Source organism: Burkholderia sp. LS-044, from assembly GCF_004803625.1.
In the GTDB taxonomy this organism is placed as follows: Bacteria; Pseudomonadota; Gammaproteobacteria; order Burkholderiales; family Burkholderiaceae; genus Burkholderia; species Burkholderia cepacia.
Genome location: NZ_SSWO01000006.1, coordinates 263,856 through 287,504 on the forward strand (window position 1 = coordinate 263,856; position 23,649 = coordinate 287,504).

Genomic DNA, 23,649 nt, shown 5'->3' on the forward strand with positions numbered 1-23,649 from the left:
CGCGCCGTGCGATGAAGTCGTTCGTCCCGTCGTTTAATAGCAGGCCGCACCGGAGCGTAGCGATGATGTCTGCCCATTCCCGTGAATCCGCGGCGGCCGGCCGCGCGAACCCGCCGCCCGCCGCGTTCGGGGCCGCGGCCGATGCGCCGTTGCTCGAACTCGACAATGTGTCGAAGACGTTCGGCGGCGTGCAGGCGCTGCAACAGGTGCGGTTCGATGTGATGCCGGGCGAAGTGCTGTGCCTGGCCGGCGAGAACGGCTGTGGCAAGAGCACCTTGATCAAGATCGTGAGCGGCGTCCATCGCCCGGAGTCGGGCGCGGTGATGCGCTTCGACGGCGAACCGGCCGGCGATCTCGATCCGGCGCGGGCGCGGGCGCTCGGCATCCAGGTGATCTGGCAGGACCTCGCGCTGTTTCCCGAGATGACGGTCGCCGAGAACATCGCGTTCGAGCAGAACCTCGGCGCGCGTCCGCGGCTGGTCGACTACGGGCGGATGAACGTCGTGGCGCGGCAGATTCTCGCGCGGCTCGGCGTCGACCTCGATCTCGGCAGGCCGGTGCGTACACTCACGATCGCGCAGCGGCAGGTTGTCGCGATCGCGCGCGCGCTCGTCGCCCGGGCACGTCTCGTGTTCATGGACGAGCCGACCGCGTCGCTCAGCCATGCCGAGACGCAGGCGCTGCTCGCGATCGTGCGCCGCCTGTCGGCCGACGGCATCGCGGTGGTGTTCGTCAGCCATCGGCTCGCGGAAGTGCTCGACGTGTGCGCGCGCGTGACGGTGCTGCGCGACGGTCGTTATGTCGGCACGTTTCCGACGACCGGGATGACGCAGACGCGGCTCACCGAGCTGATGACGGGGCGCACCTTCGATTACGCGGTGCGCACGACGGACCTGTCGGCCGCGGCCGCGATGCTGCGCGTCGACGGGCTGTCGCGGCGTGGCGAGTATGCAGACGTGTCGTTCCAGGTGCGGTGCGGCGAGATCCTCGGCCTGACGGGGCGTCTCGGCGCGGGGCGCACCGAGCTTGCGCTGTCGCTGTTCGGGATGACGCGACCGGACGCCGGCACGATCGCGCTCGACGGCCGGCCGCTGTCGCTGCGCTCCAATCGCGACGCGATTCGCGCGGGCATCGCGTATGTGTCGGAAGACCGCCTGCAATTGGGCCTCGTACAGCCGCAATCGATCGGCGACAACACTGCGATCGCGGTACTCGACGACCTGCTGGGTGCGGCCGGGCTGATTTCTCCGCGGCGGCGCGATGCGCTGATCCGCGACTGGGTCGCGCGGCTCGCGGTGAAGATCGGCGCCCCGGACGACGCGGTGTCGACGCTGTCGGGCGGCAATCAGCAGCGCATCGTGCTCGCGAAATGGCTCGCGACGAAGCCGAAGCTGCTGATCCTCGATTCGCCGACGGTCGGCGTCGACGTCGGCGCGCGCGCCGGCATCTTCGCGATCATTCACCGGCTCGCGGCGCAAGGCATGGCGATCGTACTGATTTCCGACGAGATTCCCGAGGTGTACTTCAACGCGGACCGCGTCCTGCACATGCGCGACGGCCGCATCGTCGCCGAGTACGTGCCGGGTGGCACGCCGATCGATCATATCGAGCGAGACGTCCATGCGTAACCTCCGCACACTCGGCATCGGCTCGACCGAAACGTGGCTGCTCGCGGTGATCGTCGCGATGGCGATCGGTCTCGGCATCGCGACGCCGACCTTCCTGACGCTGTCCAACCTGTTCGACCTGCTCAACCAGAGCGCGGTCAACATCATCTTCGCGGTGGGGTTGCTGATCGTGCTGATCGCGGGCGGCATCGACATTTCGTTCGCGGTCGGCGCGTCGGTGGTGCAGTACCTGGCGGCGCTCACGCTGATGCGGCTCGGCGGCGGCAACTGGGCGCTCGGCTTCGCGGTCTCGGCCGGCTTCGGCATCCTGCTCGGTGCGGTGAACGCGACGATCATCTACCGGTTTCGCGTCGTGTCGATCGTCGCGACGATCGCGACCTTCAACATCTTCTTCGGCGGGTTGATGTTCGTGACGGGCGGCGTGTCGATCTACGACTTGCCCGACTGGTGGACGAATCGCGTCACGCTCGTGCAGGTCGATACGACGGGCGGCGTCGCATCGCTCGCGCTGCCGGTCGCAGTGATGGTTGCGGCCGTGGTTGTAACGTGGTTCCTGCTGCGGCGCACGACGCTCGGCCGCCAGCTCTATGCGACCGGCGACAACCCGGAAGCCGCGCGGCGCGTCGGCATCGATCTCGCGACGATGCATTACGTCGCATACGGCTGGCTCGGGATGATGGCGGGCATCGCGGGCCTGATGCAGGCGCACTACGTGCAGGAGGTCGTGCCGAACGCGCTGTACGGCCGCGAACTGGACGTGCTCGCGGCCGTCGTGCTCGGCGGCGCGCGGCTCGGCGGCGGGCGTGGCACGGTGCTCGGCGCGATCCTCGGCATTCTGCTCGTGTCGATCACCGCGAACGGGCTCAACCTGCTCGGCGTGTCGCCGTACGCATTCAAGATGATCGTCGGCGCGGTCATTCTGGTCGCGATCACCGTGTCGAGCGACGGCGTCGCGCGGCTCGTCGGCTCGCGCTTCCTGTCGCCGCGCGCGAGGACATGATCATGAAACACGCCGAATCCCGGCGCTTTCCGCCGTTTTCCGTTCCGGCCGACGTGGCCGGCCTGCTGGGTTTTCTCGCGTGCGTCGTCGCGGCGATGAGCGTCGCGTCCGATCGCTTCCTGACGGGTGGCACGTTCGCGTCGATCGCGTTCCAGCTACCCGAGCTCGGCCTGTTCACGTTGGCGATGCTGATGCCGCTGGTGTCCGGCGGCTTCAATCTCGCCGTCACGTTCACGGCGAACCTCGCGGGGCTCGCGATGGCGTGGGTGATCCAGTCGCACGGCGGCCCGGAGGCCGGCATCGCGGCGGTCGCGCTCGGCATCGCCGCGGCGCTCGCGACGGGCGCCGCGGCCGGCTGGCTGATCGGCGCGGTGATCGCGCATACGGGCGCGAGCCCGATCCTCGTGTCGCTGTCGGCGATGATCTTCCTGCGCGGTCTCGGCGAATTCCTGACGCGCGGCGGCGACATTTCCGGGTTTCCACCGGTGGTCCGCGCGATGGGCAACGGGCTGTGGCTCGGCGTACCGGCGCCGTTGTGGATCTTCGCGGGCTGCGCGCTGCTGTGGCACGTCGTGATGACGTATTCGCGGCTCGGCTTCGTCACGCGGATGATCGGCTCGAATGCGGAAGCGACGCGCTACTCGGGCATCTCGACCACGCGGGCGATCACGCGCATCTACATGCTGTCGGGGCTGATGTGCGGCGTGGCCGGCGTCGTGATGCTGTCGCGCTTCAACTCGGTTCGTGTCGGCCACGGCGAGGCGTTCCTGCTGATCTCGGTGCTCGCCTGCTTTCTCGGGCGCGTCGATCCGTTCGGCGGCTTCGGTCGCGTCGTGCCGGTCGTGATCGCGCTCGTGATCCTGCAGGTGATCGCATCCGGACTCAACCTGCTGGGCGCGAGCCAGCACCTCGCGACCGCGCTGTGGGGTGCGTTCCTGCTCGCGGTGATGCTGGTGCGCTGGGCATGGGCCCGACATGCATCGCGGCCGCGCAATCGCAATCGAATCGCGACGCCGGCGCTCGGCGGCCTCGAACCCCCTCAACGGAAGGAGACGAAATGAACAAGCTTGGCGTACATGCGCTGGTCTGGGAGGCCGGCTGGAGCCGCGACGCATGCGCACGCGCGATCGCGCATACGGCCGAGACGGGCTTCGATTTCATCGAGGTGCCCGCGCTCGATCCGGATTCGATCGATGCCGCGTTTACGCGGCGCGAACTCGAACGGCATGGCCTTGGCATCACGTTCTCGCTCGGCCTCGATGCGCAATCCGACATTTCAAGCGGCGACGCGCAGAAGGCCGCGCGAGGCAAGCAGAAACTCGAGGCCGCGCTGCGTGTCGCACGCGACTGCGGCGCAACCCATGTATGTGGGATCCTGTATTCGGCCTTCCAGAAGAATTTCACGCCGACGACGGCCACAGGCGTCGCGATGTCCGCCGACATCCTCGCGCAGGTCGCGGACACGGCCGCGCAAAGCGGGATCACGCTTGGGCTTGAAGTCGTGAACCGCTACGAGTCGAACGTGCTCAACACCGCGTCGCAGGGTGTCGAGCTGTGCCGGCGCATCGGCCGACCGAACGTGAAGGTGCATCTTGACACGTATCACATGCATATCGAGGAGTCGGACGTGACGTCGGCGATTCGCGACACCGGCGAGCAGCTCGGTTACGTGCACATCGGCGATTCGCATCGCGGCTATCTGGGATCGGGCAACGTCGACTTCACCGCGGTGTTTCGTGCGCTGGTGTTCAGCGGTTATACGGGGCCGATCACGTTCGAGAGTTTTTCGTCGCGCGTCGTCGGCCAGCCGCTCGAAGGCATCCTCGCGATCTGGCGCAACCTGTGGGAAGACAGTCACGACCTCGCGGCGCACGCGCTGGCCTTTACGCGCGTGCAGCTCAAGTCCGCGCGCGAGGCGCTGAAGCAGGCTGAACGGAGCCGGCTGCCGTGAGCGAGGCGGTGACTGGCGCGCAACGCATCGACCGCGAGGCGCTGGCCGCGCACCTCCTGCGCACGCAGCAGGCGGCGCGGCGCGTGGTAGCGATCGCCGGTGCGCCGGGCGCCGGCAAGAGCACGTTCGTGGAGCGGTTGTGCGCGCGCATCGATGACGCGGCGCCCGGGTTCGCGTCCATCGTCGCGATGGACGGCTTTCATTACGACGACCGGGTGCTGGGCGCGCGCGGCCATCGTGCGCGCAAGGGCGCGCCGCATACGTTCGACGTCGACGGCTTCGCGGCGTTGCTCGCGCGTTTGCGCGAGGACGACGGCCGCGACGTCGCGGTACCCGTGTTCGACCGGTCGCTGGAGATCGCGCGAGCTGGCGCGGACGTCGTGCCGGCGTCGGCCCGTCTGATTCTGGTCGAAGGCAACTACCTGCTGCTCGGCGACGCGCCGTGGGATGCGCTGCGATCATCGTTCGACGTCACCGTGATGCTTGAAGTGCCGCGCGCGACGCTCGTCGAGCGGTTGACCGCGCGATGGCGCGGTTACGGGATGGACGACACGGCGCTGCGCGCGAAGATGGACGGCAATGATCTCGTCAATCTCGATACGGTGCTGTCGCGCAGCGTCTGCGCGGATTTCAGCGTGGATAACGGCTGAGGGGGCGGCGAAGCGCGGCCTGCTTTGCGTGCACCGCTGACGGAACGCCACCGCCCGATACGACAAGTTCCGGTCACTGCGCGGCGTCTTCGCGCGTGCCTTCGGCTTCCGCATGACGGGCGGCGAAGTCCGCCCGCTTACGAAAACACCACCGTCCGGTCGCCGTTCAGGAACACCCTGCGCTCGATGAACGCCTTCACCGCACGCGCGAGCGTGATGCATTCGACGTCGCGCCCCACCGCGAGCAACTGCTCCGGACGCAGCGCATGATCGACGCGCTCGACGACCTGCTCGATGATCGGGCCTTCGTCGAGATCGTCGGTGACGAAGTGCGCGGTCGCGCCGATCAGCTTCACGCCGCGCGCATGCGCCTGGTGATACGGCTTCGCGCCCTTGAAACCGGGCAGGAACGAATGATGGATGTTGATCGCGCGGTTCGCGAGCTTCGCGCTCGTTTCCTGCGACAGCACCTGCATGTAGCGCGCGAGGATCACGAGTTCGGCGCCGCTCGACTCGAAGAAGTCGAGCCATTGCGCTTCCTGCTGCGCCTTCGTATCGGCCGTGATCGGGAAATGGCGGAACGGCAGGCCGTGTTGCGCGGCGAGCGGCTCGAAGTCGGGATGGTTCGACACGATGCCGACGATATCCATCTTCAGCTCGCCCATCCGCCAGCGGAACAGCAGGTCCGCGAGGCAGTGCTCGAGCTTCGACACCATGATCAGCACCTTCGGCCGCGCATTCACGTCGTGAATCGCCCATTGCGTGTCGCCTTCGCCGCCGCCGCCGAGCGCGGTCGCGATCGGCCCGAATTCCTGGCGCAGCGCGTCGATCTGCAGCGTTTCATCGGTCGGATGAAACACGCAGCGCACGAAGAAGTGATTGCTGAGATCGTCGTCGAACACGTTCAGCGCATCGACGTAGCAGCGATGGCGCTCGAGAAAGCCGACGACGGCGGCGACCTGGCCGGCCGCGCTCGGGCACGACAGCGTCAGGACGAATTGATCGGGGCGTGAGTCGGCGGTCATGAGATTCCTCGGATGTCATGGAACGCAACCCGCGCGGCGGCGCGACGGGGCGCCACGCTACGCGGGTAGCGGGAGGCTCAAGTAAATCAGGACGATTCGGGCGCGGATAGAACCAACCCGCCGTGTGGCTGGTATCGGCACGCCAGCGCGGCCGGGCGGCGGCTGGGCTTCAGGCGGGCGCCGGGGGAGGCGTCGGGCGGGGCGGGCGCGGCCGGTCCAGCGGGCGTCGGGCGCGCGTCAGGCCCGTAGCTGGAGGCCGGCCGGAAGGCCGTTCAGGCCGGCGCGCACGCGTCGAGCAGCCAGCGCCGGAACACGTGGGTCGCGTCCGGCTCGGGGCGCTGCGGCGGCCGTACGAGGAAGTAGCCGCGCGACGTGACGACCGGCGCGTCGAGGAGCTTCACGAGCTGCCCGGACGCGACGAGTTCGTCGACGAGCGGCGCCCAGCCGAGCGCAACGCCGTCGCCGAGCAGCGCCGCATGGATCACGAGCGCATAGCTGTTGAAGGTCACGCCGCGCGCGGCGGCTGCCGTGTCGAGGCCGTGTGCGTCGAACCAGCCGGACCACGACAGCCAGCGCTCGGGGCGCGTCGGCTGCACGTGCAGCAGCGGCAACGCGAGCAGGTGGTCGGCCCGGGCGACGTGCGGGTGCGCGTCGCGGAACGCGGGCGAGCACACGGGCGTGACCGATTCCGGAAAGAGCCGCGCGGCCGTGCACGACGGCCAGTGGCCGTCGCCGAACAGGATCGCGATGTCGCCGTGGTCGCGCTGCGCGTCGTAATCCTGCGACGTGACGACCCGCACGTCGACATCCGGCATCACTCGCTTCAGCCCGGCCAGGCGCGGCATCAACCAGTAGGTGGCGAAGCCGAAGTCGGTGACGATCGTGAGCGCGCCGTGCTCGCGGCGCGCCCGCAGTGTCGCGGTGGCGCCGCGCAGCGTGTCGAGGCTCAGCCGCACCGCTTCGTACAGGCACTCGCCGTCGGCCGTCAGCGTGACGCCGCGCGGGCTGCGCTCGAACAGCGGCACGCCCAGTTCGGCCTCGAGCTGGAACACCTGCTGGCTCACGGCCGGCTGGGTGGAGCCGAGCTCGCGCGCGGCGGCCGTGAAGCTCGCGAGCCGGGCAGCCGATTCGAACGCGCGCAGCGCCTGCATCGACGGTAACGGTTCGGATTTCGACATAAGTCCCTCTAATGGCCCCATAAGGGCCGGACGCCTTCCCGCGCGAATTCGGGCAGGCGATAGTGCATCGGACGGTGCGGCACACGTGCTTCACGGGCTGCTTCACAGGCTGCTTCACGGCCCGCTGCACATTCCGCTCCACGGTGGGGCACGCAACGCATTCCGCGATTCTAGCCAGCGCGGCGTGCCCGCGCGGCACTTTCGTCGGGCCGCTTCCGTCATGCCGGACGTCTCGCTGCGCGAGCGGCGCGCCGTTCCATTCGAACACCGTTTTCCCCACGACTGCCGATGACGAACCCGACACCCAACATCCTGATCCTGATGGCCGACCAGCTTACGCCGTTCGCGCTGCCGGCCTACGGCAATCGCGTCGCGCGCACGCCGACGCTGGACCGTCTCGCCGCGCAAGGCGTGGTGTTCGACGCCGCCTATTGCGCGAGCCCGCTGTGCGCGCCGTCGCGCTTTTCGCTGCTGACCGGCAAGCTGCCGTCGGGGATCGGCGCCTACGATAACGCCGCCGAATTGCCGGCGCAAACGCTGACGTTCGCGCACTATCTGCGCGCGGGCGGCTACCGGACGATGCTGTCCGGCAAGATGCATTTCTGCGGGCCCGACCAGTTGCACGGCTTCGAGGAGCGGCTCACGACCGACATCTATCCGGCCGATTTCGGCTGGGTGCCCGACTGGGACAGCCCGGCGGAGCGGCCGAGCTGGTATCACAACATGAGTTCGGTACTCGACGCGGGCCCGTGCGTGCGCACCAACCAGCTCGATTTCGACGACGAGGTCACGTTCGCCGCGAAGCAGAAGCTGTACGACGTCGCGCGCGAACGGGCGGCCGGGCACGATGCGCGGCCGTTCTGCATGGTCGTGTCGCTGACCCATCCGCACGACCCGTATGCGATCACGCGCGAATACTGGGATCTCTATCGCGACGACGAGATCGACCTGCCGGCCGTGCGCCTCGACGCGGCGGAAAGCGACCCGCATTCGCAGCGGCTGCGCTTCGTCTGCGAGAACGACCGCACACCGCCCACCGACGAACAGATCCGCGCCGCACGTCGCGCGTACTACGGCGCAACCTCGTACGTCGACACGCAGTTCGGCAGCGTGCTGGCCGCGCTCGAACAGTGCGGATTCGCCGACGACACGATCGTGATCGTCACGTCCGACCACGGCGACATGCTGGGCGAACGCGGGCTCTGGTACAAGATGACGTTCTTCGAGGGCGGCTGCCGCGTGCCGCTGATCGTACATGCGCCGGGCCGCTTCGGCGCCGCGCGCGTGCGCGGGCCGGTGTCGCACGTCGACCTGCTGCCGACGCTCGTCGATCTGGCCGGCGCCGCCCCCGCCGGCGGCTGGCCGGACCCCGTCGACGGAGCAAGCCTCGTGCCGCACCTGAACGGCACGCCGGCGCACGAAGTTGCGCTCGGCGAATACCTCGCGGAAGGTGCGGTCGCGCCGGTCGTGATGATCCGCAGCGGCGACTGGAAGTACGTGCATTGCCCGGCCGATCCCGACCAGCTCTATCACCTTGGCGACGACCCGCGCGAGCTGACGAACCTCGCCGGCACGCCGGAAGCCGCGGACGTGCTGGCCGCGTTCCGTGCGCAAGCCGCGCAGCGCTGGAACCTGCCCGAACTGGACCGGCAGGTGCGCGCGAGCCAGCGGCGCCGGCGTTTCCATTACGCGGCGACGACGCAGGGCCGCATCCACGCGTGGGACTGGCAGCCGTTCACCGACGCGAGCCAGCGCTACATGCGCAATCACATCGAACTCGACACGCTCGAGGCGATGGCGCGCTTTCCGCGCATCGGGCGTTGAACGGACCACATCGCGATCATTGAAGAACGACGGAGGAAGCGAACCATGAAACGGCAACGCAATGCAGCAATCCGAAGGATCGGCGCGGCGCTCGCCGCCGCCGCGTGCGTGGCGGCGACGCAGCCTGCGCACGCGGCCGACCCGCAGACGTGCGGCGACGTGAAGATGGCGGCGCCCGGCTGGACCGACATCGATGCGACGAACGCGATGGCGGGCGTCGTGCTGAAGGCGCTCGGCTATCGGCAGGACGTGGCGAACCTGTCGGTGCCGATCACGTACCAGGGGCTCAAGAAAGGGCAGGTCGACGTGTTCCTCGGCAACTGGATGCCCGCGCAGGCGCCGCTCGTGAAGCCGTTCGTCGACGAGAAGTCGATCGACGTGCTGCACGCGAACCTGAGCGGCGCGAAGTTCACGCTCGCGGTGCCCGACTACGTGGCCGCCGCCGGCGTGCATACGTTCGCCGATCTCGCGCGCCATGCGGACCGCTTCGGCGGCAAGATCTACGGGATCGAGCCCGGCGCGCCCGCGAACCAGAACATCAAGCGGCTGCTCGCCGACCACGCGCTCGGGGCCGCGAACTGGTCGCTCGTCGAATCGAGCGAGACGGGCATGCTCACGCAGGTCGAGCGCGCGGTGCGCGACAAGCGGTGGATCGTGTTCCTGGCCTGGGAGCCGCATCTGATGAACACGAAGTTCCACCTGACCTACCTGTCGGGCGGCGATGCGTATTTCGGCCCGAACTACGGCGGCGCGACGGTCAATACGGTCACGCGCGCCGGGTTCGCCGGCCAGTGCGCGAACCTGGCGCGGCTGTTCCGGCAGATGACGTTCTCCGTCGACGTCGAGAACCGGATGATCGCCGACATGCTCGACCACAAGACGTCGCCCGCGCTCGCGGCGCAGCGTGCGCTGAAATCCGACCCGGCGCTGGTTGCCGGCTGGCTGGACGGCGTGACGACGGCGGCCGGCGCTCCGGGCCTGCCGGCGGTGCGCGCGGCCCTCGACGGGCACTGATTCCCTCCTTCCGGGCGGCCGGTTTCGACCGCGCCGCCCGTCTACGTGTTTTCCCGACCGGGTCGCATCGTGACCATTTGTTGTCGCCTTCAGACGGGTGACGCGAAATATGGGTTTGTATTTTTCGCCAATGGCTGCGTTATTGCGGAAAACGAAATGCCGAAGCCAGCGGGCGTACCGAATTCGAATCCACCGGCGCATCGCAGCACGCGCCGGGACGAGATTCTTTCCATCGAACGGTTCAGGGAGGGTGGTCGACAATGAAGCACACCAAAGTTGCCGTAGCCGCCGCGCTTGCATGCGCGGCCTGCGTGCCTGCCATCGGGCATGCGCAGAGCAGTGTGACGCTGTACGGGATTCTCGACGCGGGCATCACGTACGTGAACAACACGGGCGGCTCGCACGTGGTCAAGTTCGACGACGGCGTCGCGTACGGAAACCGTTTCGGCCTGAAGGGCACGGAAGACCTCGGCGGCGGCCTGAAGGCCGTGTTCACCCTCGAGAGCGGCTTCCGCCTCGGCACCGGCCAGCTCGGCTTCGGCGGCGCCGAATTCGGCCGGCAGGCGTATGTCGGCCTGCAGAACGACTGGGGCACGCTGTCGTTCGGCAACCAGCTCGACATCACGAACGAACTCGTGTCGATCTACAACATCTCCGCGTGGGGCAGCGGTTATGCGATCCACCAGGGCGACTTCGACCGCTTCAACGGCGACCGCCTGCCGAATTCGGTGAAGTTCCTGTCGAACGACCTCAGCGGCTTCAAGTTCGGCGCGATGTACTCGTTCGGCAACGTCGCCGGCAACTTCCACCGCAACAGCGCATGGAGCGCGGGTGCGAGCTTCACGAAGGGCGACTTCTCGATCGGCGCCGCGTACACGCGCCTGAACAACCCGAACGGCATCTATGCGTTCGACCCGTACGCGATGATCGGCACGCACACGTTCCTCGGCCAGCAAACCGTCACCGTCGATCCGGCGACCGGCGCACGCACCGACCTGTTCGCGAACACGCCGATGAACGTCGACAGCCAGGGCACGTTCGGCATCGGCTCGAGCTACACGATCGGCAAGCTGACGCTCGACGCCAACTTCTCGTACACGACGATCAAGGGTTTCGGCCAGTCGTCGCACATGCAGGTGTATGAAGGCGGCGGCCTGTACCAGTTCACGCCGGCGCTGAGCCTGATCGCGGGCTACCAGCACACGCGCTTCGAAGGCCATCACTGGAACCAGGGCACGGCGGGCCTGCATTACCTGCTGTCGAAGCGTACCGACGTGTATATCTCCGGCGATTACCTGCGCGCGTCGCAAGGCGTCGATGCGGTGGTCGGCTACAGCTTCACGCCGTCGACGACGCAGACGCAGGCCGACGTGCGGATCGGGATGCGCCATTCGTTCTGAGCGGGGTGGTGTGAGGTTGTGACGTCTTCAGCGAGGTCTCTCTTTGGCGCGAACCGAGGTTCGCGCTTTTTTTTGCCTGACGGGGGGAGCTGGCACGAGAGCCGTCCGGTCACGGCCCGCTGCCGGGGGGCTGCCCGACGGTATTGACCGGTGCCGTCTATAGACGCTAGCATCGTCCCCATGCTTGATCGCGCCCATTTCCTCTCTTCGCTGCTCCGCGCATGTTGTCAGAACATGCCAGGGGGAAGTTGCGTCCAGCGAACTCGCTGAACATTCAAGCAATCGCCTTCCGGCCGCCTGTGATGCAAGACAGGCGGCCTTTTTGTTTTTGGGCCGACACCTTCGGACGGAGAAACTCGATGCCGCTTGCGCTGTATGACACCTGGTCGCGTACCGTACGCCCGTTCACGCCAATCCGGGCCGGGCAGGTCGGCATGTACTGCTGCGGCCCCACGGTCTACGACGACGCCCACATCGGCAACCTGAGAACCTACGTGTTCGAGGATCTGCTGCGCCGCATACTGGTGCGCAACGGATACGAGGTGCGGCACGTCGTCAACATCACCGACGTCGGCCACCTGACTTCGGATGCGGACGAAGGCGAAGACAAGATGGAAAAGGGCAGCCGCCGGACCGGCGAATCGGCGTGGGCCATCGCCCGGCGCTACACCGACGCTTTCGTGCGGGACTGGCGCGCGCTCCACCTGCTCGAGCCGACGGTCTGGTGCCGCGCCACGGATCACATCACCGAACAGGTCGCGTTCATCGATACGCTCGACCGGGACGGCTACGTCTATCGCACGGACGACGGCCTCTACTTCGACACCAGTCGGCAGGATGACTACGGTTATCTCGCGCGGCTCGACCGCGCGGGGTTGCAGGCGGGCAAGCGGGTCGCGCTGGGCGACAAGCGGAGCATCACGGATTTTGCGTTGTGGAAGTTCAGCCCGGCCGGCGTCGAGCGGCAGATGGAATGGGACAGCCCGTGGGGGCGCGGCTTTCCGGGCTGGCATATCGAATGCTCGGCGATGTCGGCGAAGTATCTCGGGACGTTGTTCGATATCCATTGCGGCGGCGAGGATCACATTGCCGTGCATCACAGCAACGAGATCGCGCAGACGCGGGCGGCCCACGGCACGAACCTCGCGAATTACTGGATGCACGGGCACTTCCTGACGCTCGACGCCGATACGAAGATGTCGAAGTCGAGCGGCGATTTCGTTCGTCTGCAGACCTTGCAGAGCCGGAATATCGACCCGCTCGCGTACCGTTACCTGTGCCTGACGGCCCATTACCGGAGCAAGCTGCATTTCACGTGGGCGTCGCTCGATGCCGCGCACACCGCGCTGACCCGGCTTCGGCACCTGTATGCCGGATGGCCGGACGGAGGGCGTGTCGATGCGGATTTCGCCGCGCGATTCGACGCGGAAGTGAACGAGGACCTGAATCTGCCCAGGGCGCTCGCGGTGCTCTGGGATCTGGTCAGGAGCAACCTGCCACCCGCGACGCTGAAAGCGACCGTGGACAGCTTCGACGCCGTGCTGGGCCTCGGTCTGCGCGCATGGAGGCCGGTTGCGCCCGACATTCCGGAACACGTTCGCGGGTTGCTTGCGGAACGCGAGCGCGCGAGAGCGGACAAGGACTGGGTGCAGGCCGACCGGATACGGGAAGCGTTGAGCGCGCAGGGTTGGCGAGTCGAGGACACTCCGGAAGGTCAACGCCTGTTCGGCATCGCCGGCGGCGCGACCGACGAGGGCGTTCCGCCCCGCTGAAGCCCGCGGCCGCCTGCATCGGAAGATCCCGTGCCCGAGCCGCCATCCGGCGGCCGCGATCGACGCGGCCGCCGGATGCGTCGCTCCCCGAGTCCGCGCGATGTTGCGGGCCACGTCCCCGGCCCGTTTTGCGCGCTTGGCATATCATCGCGATTTCGCCGCGTCCGTACCGTTGTCGCGCGCATGCATCGGCGTGCGCAGTCGCTTTCCCGAACGGTGCCGGCGTGCTGCGCCGACCGCCGAGACCTCGATGACCGACTCCGTGCCCGATCCCAGTCCTTTATCCCCGTTGCCCGTCAACCTGTTCCGTCACGCACCGTTCCAGCGCTTCTGGGGCACGCGCGTGATGTCTTCCCTGGCTTTCCAGATCCTGTCGGTTGCAATCGGGTGGTACGTCTACGCGCTCACGCACAGCGCGTTCGCACTCGGCCTCGTCGGCCTCGCGCAGTTCGTGCCGATGTTCGCGCTGACGCTCGTCGTCGGGCAGGTGGCCGACCGCTACGACCGCCGGCGCATCGCGACGATCTGCCAGGCCGTCGAGGCGCTGGCCGCCGGCGTGTTCCTGCTCGGTGCCGCGCAAGGGTGGCTGGCCGCGCCGGCCGTGTATGCGCTCGCGGCGATCGTCGGCACGGCCCGCGCGTTCGAGTCGCCGTCGGTGTCGTCGCTGCTGCCGGCCGTCGTGCCGCGCAGCGACCTGCCGCGCGCGACCGCGTTGTCGACCTCGGCGAACCAGGCCGCGCAGATTCTCGGGCCCGCGTTCGGCGGCCTGCTGTATGGCGTCGGCGCGCCCGTCGCGTTCGGCACGAGCGTCGTCGCGTTCGCGTTCGCGGCGGTGTTGAGCGGCACGATTCCGCTGCGCAGCGCGCCGCCCGCGCGCGAACCGGTGACGCTCCGTTCGGTGTTTTCAGGCATCGCATTCATCCGGCGCGAACCGGCGATCCTCGGCGCGCTGTCGCTCGACCTGTTCGCGGTGCTGTTCGGCGGCGCGACCGCGCTGCTGCCGATCTACGCGCGCGACATCCTGCAGGTCGGGCCATGGGGGCTCGGCGCGTTGCGTGCGGCGCCGGCGGTCGGCGCGCTCGCGGGCACGCTGTGGCTCACGCGCTTTCCGCTCAGGGGCCGGCCCGGCCGCGCGATGTTCGGCGGCGTGATCGCGTTCGGCATCGCGACGATCGTGTTCGGGCTGTCGAGGAATTTCGTGTTGTCGCTCGTCGCGCTGGCGGCGCTCGGCGCATCGGACGTGGTGAGCGTCGTCGTGCGCCTGTCGCTCGTGCAGCTGCGCACGCCCGACGACATGCTCGGCCGTGTCAGTGCCGTCAACTCGCTGTTCATCGGCACGTCGAATCAACTCGGCGAATTCGAATCGGGCGTGACGGCTGCATGGTGGGGCGCGCCGGCCGCGATCGTCGTCGGCGGCGCGGCGACGATCGCCGTTGCACTCACGTGGATGCGGCTGTTCCCGCAGCTCACGACCATGAAGTCGCTCGAGCGCGACGCGTGACGGGCGTCACGCGTCCTGCGTCACGCGCACGGCCGTGCCGTAGCAGAGGACTTCCGTGACGCCCGAGCCGATCTCGGTCGAGTCGTAGCGCATCGCGATGATCGCGTTCGCGCCGAGCTTGCGGGCGTCGGCGAGCATCTTGTCGAAGGCCTGCTGGCGGGCTTTTTCGCACAGCGACGTGTAGAGAGTGATGTTGCCGCCGAAGATCGTCTGCAGCGATGCGCCGAACGAACCGACGATCGAGCGCGAGCGCACGACGATGCCCTGGGCGACGCCGAGCGAGCGAACGGTCGTGTGGCCGGGCAGGTCGAACGCGGTCGTGACCCGGGCGGGCGACAGATCGTCGATGGAGCGGGAGAAATCGGTCATGGCGGGAAGCGTGTAGCGAAGTGGTCGAACGGGGATTCTATCCGGACGAGGCGGCGTACCCGGTTCGACGACGGGGCAACGCCGCGACCGCGGAGAACGCTTCGCGACGGAAGCATATGCAAACCGCGAGCACACGCTTCCGTCATTTCCGGACGAACAGCCCGGCCGCACGCCGTCAGGGCGTCACGGTCGCACTGCCGTTGCCGCCGAGATCGACCGCGTAGGCCAGCGCGAGCTTGCCGAACTTCAATGCATGGTTCGCCTGCCGATCCGAATTCTCCAGCGTGTCGTTCACGGTATGGATATACGGACTGTCGTTCTGATCGGCCTCGAACGGGAACGACGCCGGATACCCTTGCGCATTCCACGACGCATGATCCGAGCACGCATACCCGCACTGCGACGTGCCGATCGCGAGTTCCGGCAGGTAGGTCTTCGCCAGATTCGTCAGGTAGGTGTTCTGCGACGCGTTCGTGTAGTCGGTGATCAGGTAGATATCCTTCGGGTCGCCCTTGTAGTTCGTCATGTCGAGCTGCAGCACGCCGACCACGTTCGCGTTTTGCGCACGAAACTGCTTCGCGATCGCCTTCGAGCCGAGCAGGCCGGCTTCCTCGGCCGCGTACCCGACGAACTTGATCGTCCGCTTCGGCCGGTAGTTGTTCGCCAGCAGCACGCGCAGCGCTTCGGTGAGGCTGGCGATGCCCGACGCATCGTCGTCCGCGCCGGGCGAGCGCGTGTTTTCCGTCGTGCGCCCGACCGTCGAATCGAGGTGGCCGCCCAGCACGACGGTGCCCGCGGCCGGATCGCTGCCGCGGATCGTCAGGATCACGGATTTCTGCGGAAAGCCCGTGTGCGCGAACTGCTCGACGGTGATGTCGGCGCGCGAGCCGGCCAGCTGCTTCCACTGCAGCGCGAGCCAGTCCGACGCGGCGACGCCGTGCGACGTCGTGTAGTAGCGGTTCGTGAAGCCGGACAGCGACGTGATCGTGCCGACGATGTTGCTGGCCTGCAGCTGCAGGATCCACGTGCCGATCTGCGGCGCGTTCGAAACCTTGTACGTGGAAGCCGCGGCCTGCTTCGCGAGCGGCGTCGGCAACGGCTGCAGTGCCTGGCGCGCGTCGTCGAACGAGTCGTGCACGACATAGCCGGGCCCGTGGCCGCGCGTATGGTGGACGGCATGGGCCAGTTCGCCGAGCCGTGAATCGTCGATTTCGACGACGTGTACGGTCTCGCGGCGCGACGCGCCGTCGGCCGCCTTGCCGGCGTCGAGGGTCGTGCTGTATTGCGCGGTGGCGCTTGCGTCGATGCGTTGCAACTGGCGGAACGCCGCGTCGCCGAGCGTGATCCATACCGGCGTCGCGTGCGCGGCGGCGGTCAGCAGCATGGCGCCCAGCGCGGCGCTCAGGCGGGTGAGTTTCAGAGTAGGCATGTTCGATCTCGTGAGGATGGCGATGTCGATGAAGGGAGCGCGTCACAGGTCGTGCGATGCGCCCCCGCCTGCTGCGGGATTACGACTTCTTCGGTACGGTCACGCCGTACGTGCAACTCTGGTTGTACGCATTGCCGATCGCGGTCAGCTGCGCGCTGCTGTAGCCGAGCGCGGACGCGGCCGTCAGCACCGCCTGCGCGGCGGCCTTCTGGTTGGTCGAGCCGTTGGTCATCGACAGCCCCTTCAGGAACGCCTTGTCCATCGCCTGCGCACCGATCGCGTCGCGCGCGACGAGGTTGCACGAGGCCCAGTACTGGCCGGCCGTATGGATCTCCGCGCCGCGTGCCTGCGCATAGGTGCGTCCGACGTTCCAGTTGGTCACGCGGCCGCCCCAGAACTCGTTGTGGCCGTCCCAGTTGTAGACCCAGTGGTACTGCGCATCCGACGGGCTCCACTGGTTGAAGTCGCGGCTGTACGCGGCGGCGAGATAGTCGCCGGTGCCTTCCGACAGCCCTTCCTGCTGCGACAGGCCGCCGTTCGTCACCCAGTCGTGGATACCGTGGCCGAGTTCGTGGATCACGACGTCCGCGTCCTCCGCGTCGTCGACGCCGCCTTGCCCGAAGGTCAGCCGGCCGCTGCTCGACGAATACGACGAGTTGTCGTCGCCCGATTCGCCGTGCGGGTCGTACTGCACGCCGCCCGTGTACTGGTACGGCAGCGCCTTGATGCCGAGCGTCTGGTTCACGTAACGCAGGAACGTGTCGATGTGGTAGTACACGTTCACCGCCTCGAAATACAGGTTGCCGCGCGTGAATTCGAATGCGGGGGTCGACTGCACGGGGCACGCGTTGTCGCGCGGCGCGTCGAAATCGACGCATGCCGCATACGGGCCCGACAATGAATAACGCGCACCCGACTGCGCGAGATCCTTCAGCGTCACGCGCACACGCGCGGCGGTGAGTTGCGACGAATCGACGTCGTTGCTGTCCTTGTAGCCCGTGCTGCCGTAGCTGCTTTTGGTCGGCGACAGCGGGTCGGGCCGGAACACGAAGCCCGTGCCGTCGGTCGCGTAGAACGCCTTGTCCTCGGCGCGCAGCACTTCGCCGCTGCCCGAGTCGATCAGCAGTTCCCAGTCGCCTTTCGGGCCGTCGTTCGGGCGGCCGCGCACTTTCCACGCGGTATGCGTGCCGGCCTTGTCGACGAAGGCGACGAGCTGCGCATCCTGGTTCGTGAAGCCGCTCACGCCGAGATACGCGCGTGCGCGGTCGAGCGCCTGCTGCTGGTCGACGGCCTGCGCCTTGCCCGACTTCGCGACCACGCCGTTGATCGTGTTGCTCGCGACGTACAGGATGCGGCCGTCCTTCGCGACCGTCACCGCGATTTCGCTGCCGTACACGGGCAATCCGGCTGCCTGCTGCTGCAGGCGCACGACGGTGAACTCGGCGTCGCTGCGCTCCGACGTGACGACGAGGCTCGCGAGCGCGGTCGCGTCGAGCCCGAGTTGCGCGGCCTGCGACGCGACGAAGTCGCGGGCGGTGGCGGCGGGCGTCGCGGCGGCCTTCTTCGCGCGATAGGCGGGGTTGTACAGCGTGACGGCGACGCCGTCCGCGCGGAACTGCCCGGCGGCCGTATCCGACCTGGCGGCCGGCGGCGCGACGCCGCGTGTCAGGCTTTCGCGCAGGCTCGTTGCCTGCGGATTCGAGACTTTCGTATCGGCCGCGGTGCCGCCGACGATGCCGAAACCGAGCGCGAGACCCAGGGCGAGCGGCAGTGCTTTGCGTGATGTCTGCATACGTGATCCTCATCTCAACGGTTGGACACGCCCGCGCGTTCGTGGCGCGCAGGCACGACACGGCCCGCGCGCCGGCTCGATGGAGGCGGTGCGGCGAAGCGGTGTTGGGAGCGTCGACTGACTAAGGAAACCTAAATGTCAGGTCGAAAAGAAACCGGCGGGAGTAGCGGGTGAAACGCGGGAGAAGGCGCGCGCGAAGCGGCGAACGAAGAATCGAACGGCAGGCAGGTGCGGCGACGGTGAATCGAGCATCGTCATGTCATACCCCTCGGATCGAATCGATATCGGTGGCAGCCTGCCGAGATGCGGCATGCATGTCGTTAGGCTGCCTATCTAACTTTTTTTGGTATGTTACAGAATATTTTCAACGACATTCCAGTTTATTTTCGATGACCTCTTCAGTCCGTCGATCAATCGCCGGCATTGTTCAGCGAGCGGCGGGAAACGTTGCCGAAACGCGCAATTCCGTGCTGGATTGTGCTTGAAACCCGTGACGATCAGCGCGTCGCGCGACGGTCGCTGCGCGGGCTCAGGCCGAATCGCGCGCGATACGTGCGCGAGAAATGCGACGGCGATTCGAACCCGCACGCGACGCACACCGACGTGATGCTCATGTCGGTCTGCTGCAGCAGTTCACGCGCGCGATCGAGCCGCAGGTTCAGGTAGAAATGCGTCGGCGTGTCGTTCAGCGTCGCGCTGAACAGCCGTTCGAGCTGGCGCCGCGTGATCGACACCTCCTGCGCGAGCGCATCGGAGCCGAGCGGGTTTTCCATGTGCCGCTGCATCGTGCCGATCACCTGGATCAGCTTGCGGTTGTGCACGCCGTAGCGCGCGGCGATCTCGAGCCGCTGGCTGTCCGAGCGCTGCCGGATCCGGCTGACCACGAACTGCTCGGAGATCGCCGCCGCGAGATCGGCACCGTGCCGCCGCCCGATCAGGTCGAGCATCATGTCGATCGACGCGGTGCCGCCCGCGCACGTGATGCGCCGGTCGTCGATCTCGAACAGCTCCTGCGTCGCGTTCAGGCCGGGGTAGCGTTCACGGAACGCGGCCAGCGCTTCCCAGTGCAGCGTGAGCGGCTGCGACGCGTCGAACAGCCCGGCTTCCGCGAGCACGAAGCTGCCCGTGTCGATGCCGCCGAGCGTTGCACCATGACGGTGCTGGCGGCGCAGCCAGTCGCCGATCGCGCGCGTGTAGCACACGAGCGGATCGAAGCCGGCGACGACGAACACCGTATCGACCGTTTCGACCTCCGCGCACGCGGCTTCGGCGGCGACCGGAATGCCGTTGCTCGCGGCGACGGGCGCGCCGTCGGCGCTGATCACGTGCCAGCGATAGAGCTCCGTGCGAAAGCGGTTCGCGACGCGCAGCGGTTCGACCGCGGACATGAAGCCGAGCGCGGAAAAGCCGGGCAGCAGCAGGAAGTGGAAATCCTCGGGCATCGGGGCAGGCAATGGAATCCGGTGGTCGTCGCGTGTCGCGCGGGGCGGCGAACGGTCAGCCGGAGATTATCGCGGGTTTTGCGCGGCCTCAGCGCGTTTTTGCGCCGCGCGCGGAACGGCGTGCGGTGGTCGACGGCAACTCGCCGAACTGCGCCTTGTAGGCGTTCGCGAAATGCCCGAGGTGGATGAAGCCCCAGCGTGCGGCCGCGTCGCTGATCGGCAGGTCGGCCTGCCGCGTGTCGAGCAGCATCCGCCGTACTTGCGACAGGCGCAGCGATCGCACGTAATGCAACGGGCTGGTCTGCACGACCGACTGGAAACTGTTCTGCATCGTGCGCCGGCTCACGCGCAATTGGGTGCACAGGCTCAGCACGTCGACCGGTGCTTCGGGATGGTCGATCACGTAGTCGTGCACGCGGCGCACGATGTCGGCGCGGCACGCATGCGTGAGACGGTTCGACGGCTCGGGAATCCGGTACGTGAGGAGATCGACGAGCACGTTGCCGATAGCGCCGCGCAGTTCGCGCTGCGCGCGTGCGTCGCGGAAGGTATCGGGTGCCGACAATACACGCTCGAGGTGCGTCGCGATCTGCACGCTCGCGCGCATCAGCACCGCGGTGGGCATGTCGACGACGCCGCGCCGCAACGTGGCTTCGTCGAGGCGGACATCGGCCGCATCCTCGATCTGCTGCATCAGTTCGCCGTTGGCGACGACACCGATCAGCGACATGTCGTCGGGCGAGTGCAGCTCGAACGGAGTGCCGCCGCGCGCCAGCACCATCGTGCCGCGTTCGATGCGCGTCCCGCCGAATGCGAACGCACCCGAGCCGGTGAGCGGCATGCCGAACACCGTCTGGTCGTGCGGCAATCTTCCGCGCTGGATGATGCGAACGTTGGCGGCTTCCTGGAACAGCTGCACGCTGTCCAGCACCGCATGCTTGACCGCGCTGCGATACGCGCCGGAGCCGATCTGGTCGTAGCGCTGGTTCCAGCCGCGCAGCGCCTCGGCATGCCGGTCCGCGTTGTCGAACCTCTCGTGAAACACGAACACAGCGCCTCCGGGTGCGTCGATCAGGACCGCGCAAGATTAAACCGGCCGCGCGGTCGGCGCAATAAGGGGCAGCGCTATTCCGGGCGCATTTGTCGGAGGGTCGGAAGCCTTCGGCCGGCGTGCCTTTCAGGCGGTTTTCCAATATCCCGAATCGGCACGCACGCGGTGCCGGTCCGGGTGCTGACCGGATTTATTGTCGAACTACAGTCGCCCCACGTTACGTGATTCCCCAACTGGAGGCGACATGAGGACAAGGCGACGAACCGCGGTGCTCGCGGCGACGCTGGCGTTCGCGGCGGCATGGGCCGGCGGCGCGAATGCGACGGAAAAGCCGGAAGAACTGGTCGTGCAGAAGATGCCGCCCTGGCATCCGCACGAGGTCTATATCGTCGACATCTCGATGCCGTCGATGACCGACGGACGCATCTACGTGTACGACGCCGATGCGAAGAAGCTGCTCGGGCAGATCGACGGCGGCTTCGGCCCGGGCCTCGCGATCTCGCCGGACCGCAAGACGAGCTTCGTCGCGACGACGTACTTCTCGCGCGGCTCGCACGGCACGCGCACCGACGTCGTCGAGATCACCGACAACACGACGCTCGATCATGCGGGCGAGATCGTGATTCCGGCGAAGCATGCGCAGCACGTGCCGTCGCCGTACAACACCGCGTTCAGCGCGGACGGCAAGCGGCTGTACGTCGCGAACATCACGCCGGCCGCATCGGTGACGGTGATCGACGCGGTCTCGAAGAAGGTGCTGTCGGAGATCGACACGGCGGCCTGCGTGCTCGCGTATCCGTCGGGCAACGACCGCTTCACGGCGCTGTGTGAAAGCGGCAAGGCGCTGACCGTCACGCTCGACGCGAACGGCAAGGAAACGAAGCGCACGATGTCGGATGCGTTCATCGACGTCGACAAGGATCCGGCGTTCGTGAACGCGTCGCGCTACAAGGGCGACTATCTGTTTACGACCTACGGCGGCAACGTGCGCAGCGCGGATTTCAGCGGCGACAAGCCCGTGTTCGGCAAGCCGTGGCCGCTGCTGACGGACGCCGAGCGCGCCGAAGGCTGGCGCCCGGGCGGCATGCAGCAGACGGCCGTGCAGGCGAAGCAGAACCGCTACTACGTGCTGATGCACAAGGGCGGCGACGGCTCGCACAAGGACCCCGGCACGCAGGTGTGGGTGGTCGACCTGAAGTCGAAGCAGCGTGTCGCGCGCTGGGATCTTGCGCAGCAGAAGATCGATCCCCTCGTGTCGATCCAGGTCAGCGAGGACGACAAGCCGCTGTTCTACGGGCTGACGGCGACCTCCGACCTCGTCGTGATGGATGCGCGCACGGGCAAGCTGCAGCACGTCGAGAAGCAGATCGGCAATACGTCGTCGCTGCTCGTCAACCCGTGAGGCCGCGATGACGCTCGATCCCGTACTTGCCACCAGCGCGCAGGCCGGCGCTGCCGTCGTCGTGCTGCTCGGCGCTTTCGCGAAGATGCGCCGGCCCGCCGCGTTCAGCCACGCACTCGCAGGCTACCGGCTGCTGCCCGACGCGCTGACCGCGCCCGTCGCGTTCGCGATTCCGCTCGCGGAAGCCGTCGGCGCGGCGGCACTGCTGTTTCCCGATACGCGCATGGCCGGCGCGATCGGCCTGATCGCGCTGCTCGTCGCCTTCGCGGCGGCGATCGCGATCAATCTCCTGCGCGGCCACACCGACATCGACTGCGGCTGTTCCGGCTTCGCGGCCGCGCGAGCAGATGCGCCGCGCGGCATCGGCTGGCTGCACGTCGGTCGCGCGCTGCTGCTCGCCGCGCTGGCCGCGACCGCGCTTGTCGAGCCGGGCGCGCGCGCGGTCGTGTGGTTCGACTACCTGACGCTGTTCTTCTCCGTGCTGCTGATCGTCTGCGCGCTGCTCACCGTTGACGTGCTGCTCGCCAACGTACCGCGCCTTTCCCATCTGAGGAATTCATGATGCAAACCGCTCTCACCGTTTCCACCGCCCTGCTGTGGGTGGCCGTCCTCGCGCTCGGCGCGATCTGTCTCGCGCTCGTGCGCCAGATCGGCATCCTGTACGAACGCATCATGCCGGCCGGCGCATTGATGATCGACAAGGGGCCGGCGGTCGGCGCGATCGCGCCGGCGTTCGAACTGACCGACATTCGCGGCTCGCAGGTGAAGGTCGGCGGCATCGATGCGTCGGGTAAGGCGACGCTGCTGTTCTTCCTGTCGCCGACGTGCCCCGTCTGCAAGAAGCTGCTGCCGCTGCTGCCGTCGCTGCAGGCGAGCGAATCGACGCCGGTGAACATCGTGCTCGCGAGCGACGGCGATATCGACGAACACACGCGCTTCGCGCGCAAGCACGACCTCGGGCGTTTCCCGTACGTGCTGTCGCAGGAGCTCGGCCTCGCGTACCAGATCGGCAAGCTGCCGTATGCGGTGCTGCTCGACGAAACCGGCACGGTGCGTGCGAAGGGCCTCGTCAATACGCGCGAGCATCTCGAGAGCCTGTTCGAAGCGAAGGAGCGCGGCGTCGCATCGCTGCAGCAGTTCGTGCACGGCGATCACAGCCACGACGCGCACGCGCAGCACGCATGACCGGCCGACCCTCTTTCAACGTCAAGGGAGAACAAC

General features: G+C 67.6%; 20 protein-coding genes. 13 read left to right on the top strand and 7 right to left on the bottom strand.

Annotation, left to right across the window (positions count from 1 at the left end; all coding sequences use genetic code 11):
- Positions 1–62: 62 nt before the first annotated feature.
- From E9536_RS18120 to E9536_RS18140, 5 genes are read left to right on the top strand one after another with little or no spacing between them, the layout of a single operon-like run.
- On the top strand, positions 63–1,628 hold the full coding sequence (locus tag E9536_RS18120) for a sugar ABC transporter ATP-binding protein (protein WP_136470327.1): 1,566 nt from the start codon (positions 63–65) through the stop codon (positions 1,626–1,628).
- A complete protein-coding gene (locus E9536_RS18125) occupies positions 1,621–2,628 on the top strand; it encodes an ABC transporter permease (RefSeq protein WP_060173696.1) in 1,008 nt (335 codons plus the stop codon). Before E9536_RS18120 ends, E9536_RS18125 begins: the two co-directional genes overlap by 8 nt.
- A gap of 2 nt (positions 2,629–2,630) precedes the next feature.
- Entirely contained in the window at positions 2,631–3,689 is a 1,059-nt protein-coding gene (locus E9536_RS18130) for an ABC transporter permease (RefSeq protein WP_104766921.1), read from the top strand.
- The gene (locus tag E9536_RS18135; RefSeq protein ID WP_060173732.1) at positions 3,686–4,579 is read left to right on the top strand and encodes a sugar phosphate isomerase/epimerase family protein; all 894 of its coding nucleotides are present in this window, start codon (positions 3,686–3,688) and stop codon (positions 4,577–4,579) included. Before E9536_RS18130 ends, E9536_RS18135 begins: the two co-directional genes overlap by 4 nt.
- A complete protein-coding gene (locus E9536_RS18140) occupies positions 4,576–5,229 on the top strand; it encodes a nucleoside triphosphate hydrolase (RefSeq protein WP_060173695.1) in 654 nt (217 codons plus the stop codon). The genes E9536_RS18135 and E9536_RS18140 overlap by 4 nt, the downstream gene beginning before the upstream one ends.
- 137 nt (positions 5,230–5,366) lie before the next feature.
- Here E9536_RS18140 and purU read toward each other — a convergent pair whose 3' ends face one another.
- Both purU and E9536_RS18150 read right to left on the bottom strand, forming a co-directional pair.
- Entirely contained in the window at positions 5,367–6,254 is an 888-nt protein-coding gene (purU, locus tag E9536_RS18145) for a formyltetrahydrofolate deformylase (protein WP_059698426.1), read from the bottom strand.
- 272 nt (positions 6,255–6,526) lie between these two features.
- On the bottom strand, positions 6,527–7,432 hold the full coding sequence (locus E9536_RS18150) for a LysR family transcriptional regulator (RefSeq protein ID WP_059698424.1): 906 nt from the start codon (positions 7,430–7,432) through the stop codon (positions 6,527–6,529).
- 288 nt (positions 7,433–7,720) lie between these two features.
- Here E9536_RS18150 and betC point away from each other — a divergent pair, with 288 nt between their 5' ends.
- The 5 genes from betC (at position 7,721) to E9536_RS18185 (ending at position 14,943) form a co-directional block, all read left to right on the top strand.
- Entirely contained in the window at positions 7,721–9,256 is a 1,536-nt protein-coding gene (gene betC, locus E9536_RS18160; protein ID WP_027789720.1) for a choline-sulfatase, read from the top strand.
- Between the two features lie 45 nt (positions 9,257–9,301).
- Positions 9,302–10,270, top strand: coding sequence for a choline ABC transporter substrate-binding protein (gene choX / locus E9536_RS18165; protein WP_136470328.1), 969 nt, complete (start codon positions 9,302–9,304; stop codon positions 10,268–10,270).
- Positions 10,271–10,530: 260 nt separating this feature from the next.
- Complete coding sequence (locus tag E9536_RS18175; RefSeq protein WP_027789718.1) at positions 10,531–11,670, top strand: porin; 1,140 nt, start codon at positions 10,531–10,533, stop codon at positions 11,668–11,670.
- Positions 11,671–12,029: 359 nt separating this feature from the next.
- Positions 12,030–13,442: a cysteine--tRNA ligase gene (cysS, locus tag E9536_RS18180; RefSeq protein ID WP_136470399.1), complete on the top strand. Its 1,413-nt coding sequence runs from the start codon at positions 12,030–12,032 to the stop codon at positions 13,440–13,442.
- A gap of 250 nt (positions 13,443–13,692) precedes the next feature.
- Positions 13,693–14,943: an MFS transporter gene (locus E9536_RS18185; RefSeq protein ID WP_136470330.1), complete on the top strand. Its 1,251-nt coding sequence runs from the start codon at positions 13,693–13,695 to the stop codon at positions 14,941–14,943.
- A 6-nt stretch (positions 14,944–14,949) separates the two neighbouring features.
- On the opposite strand, the gene E9536_RS18190 is transcribed toward E9536_RS18185, so the two are convergent.
- From E9536_RS18190 to E9536_RS18210, 5 genes are all read right to left on the bottom strand, one after another.
- Positions 14,950–15,312 carry a YbjQ family protein gene (locus E9536_RS18190; protein WP_124919565.1) on the bottom strand — a complete coding sequence of 121 codons (363 nt, stop codon included), beginning with the start codon at positions 15,310–15,312 and terminating at the stop codon, positions 14,950–14,952.
- A 175-nt stretch (positions 15,313–15,487) separates the two neighbouring features.
- Positions 15,488–16,741, bottom strand: a complete 1,254-nt coding sequence (locus E9536_RS18195; protein ID WP_136470331.1) for a M20/M25/M40 family metallo-hydrolase — start codon at positions 16,739–16,741, stop codon at positions 15,488–15,490.
- A 79-nt stretch (positions 16,742–16,820) separates the two neighbouring features.
- Entirely contained in the window at positions 16,821–18,533 is a 1,713-nt protein-coding gene (locus E9536_RS18200; protein WP_027789713.1) for a M36 family metallopeptidase, read from the bottom strand.
- Positions 18,534–19,030: 497 nt separating this feature from the next.
- Positions 19,031–19,975 (bottom strand): GlxA family transcriptional regulator, encoded by a 945-nt coding sequence (locus E9536_RS18205; RefSeq protein WP_021161470.1) that lies wholly within the window; start codon positions 19,973–19,975, stop codon positions 19,031–19,033.
- Positions 19,976–20,063: 88 nt separating this feature from the next.
- A complete protein-coding gene (locus E9536_RS18210) occupies positions 20,064–21,026 on the bottom strand; it encodes a helix-turn-helix domain-containing protein (protein ID WP_060173689.1) in 963 nt (320 codons plus the stop codon).
- A gap of 244 nt (positions 21,027–21,270) precedes the next feature.
- On the opposite strand from E9536_RS18210, the gene E9536_RS18215 reads away from it, so the two are divergent.
- The 3 genes from E9536_RS18215 to mauD are packed head-to-tail and all read left to right on the top strand — an operon-like array spanning position 21,271 to position 23,613.
- Positions 21,271–22,428: an amine dehydrogenase large subunit gene (locus E9536_RS18215; RefSeq protein ID WP_136470332.1), complete on the top strand. Its 1,158-nt coding sequence runs from the start codon at positions 21,271–21,273 to the stop codon at positions 22,426–22,428.
- Between the two features lie 7 nt (positions 22,429–22,435).
- A complete protein-coding gene (locus E9536_RS18220; RefSeq protein ID WP_136470333.1) occupies positions 22,436–22,990 on the top strand; it encodes a MauE/DoxX family redox-associated membrane protein in 555 nt (184 codons plus the stop codon).
- Positions 22,987–23,613, top strand: coding sequence for a methylamine dehydrogenase accessory protein MauD (gene mauD / locus E9536_RS18225; protein ID WP_021161465.1), 627 nt, complete (start codon positions 22,987–22,989; stop codon positions 23,611–23,613). The genes E9536_RS18220 and mauD overlap by 4 nt, the downstream gene beginning before the upstream one ends.
- The last annotated feature ends 36 nt before the right edge of the window (positions 23,614–23,649 follow it).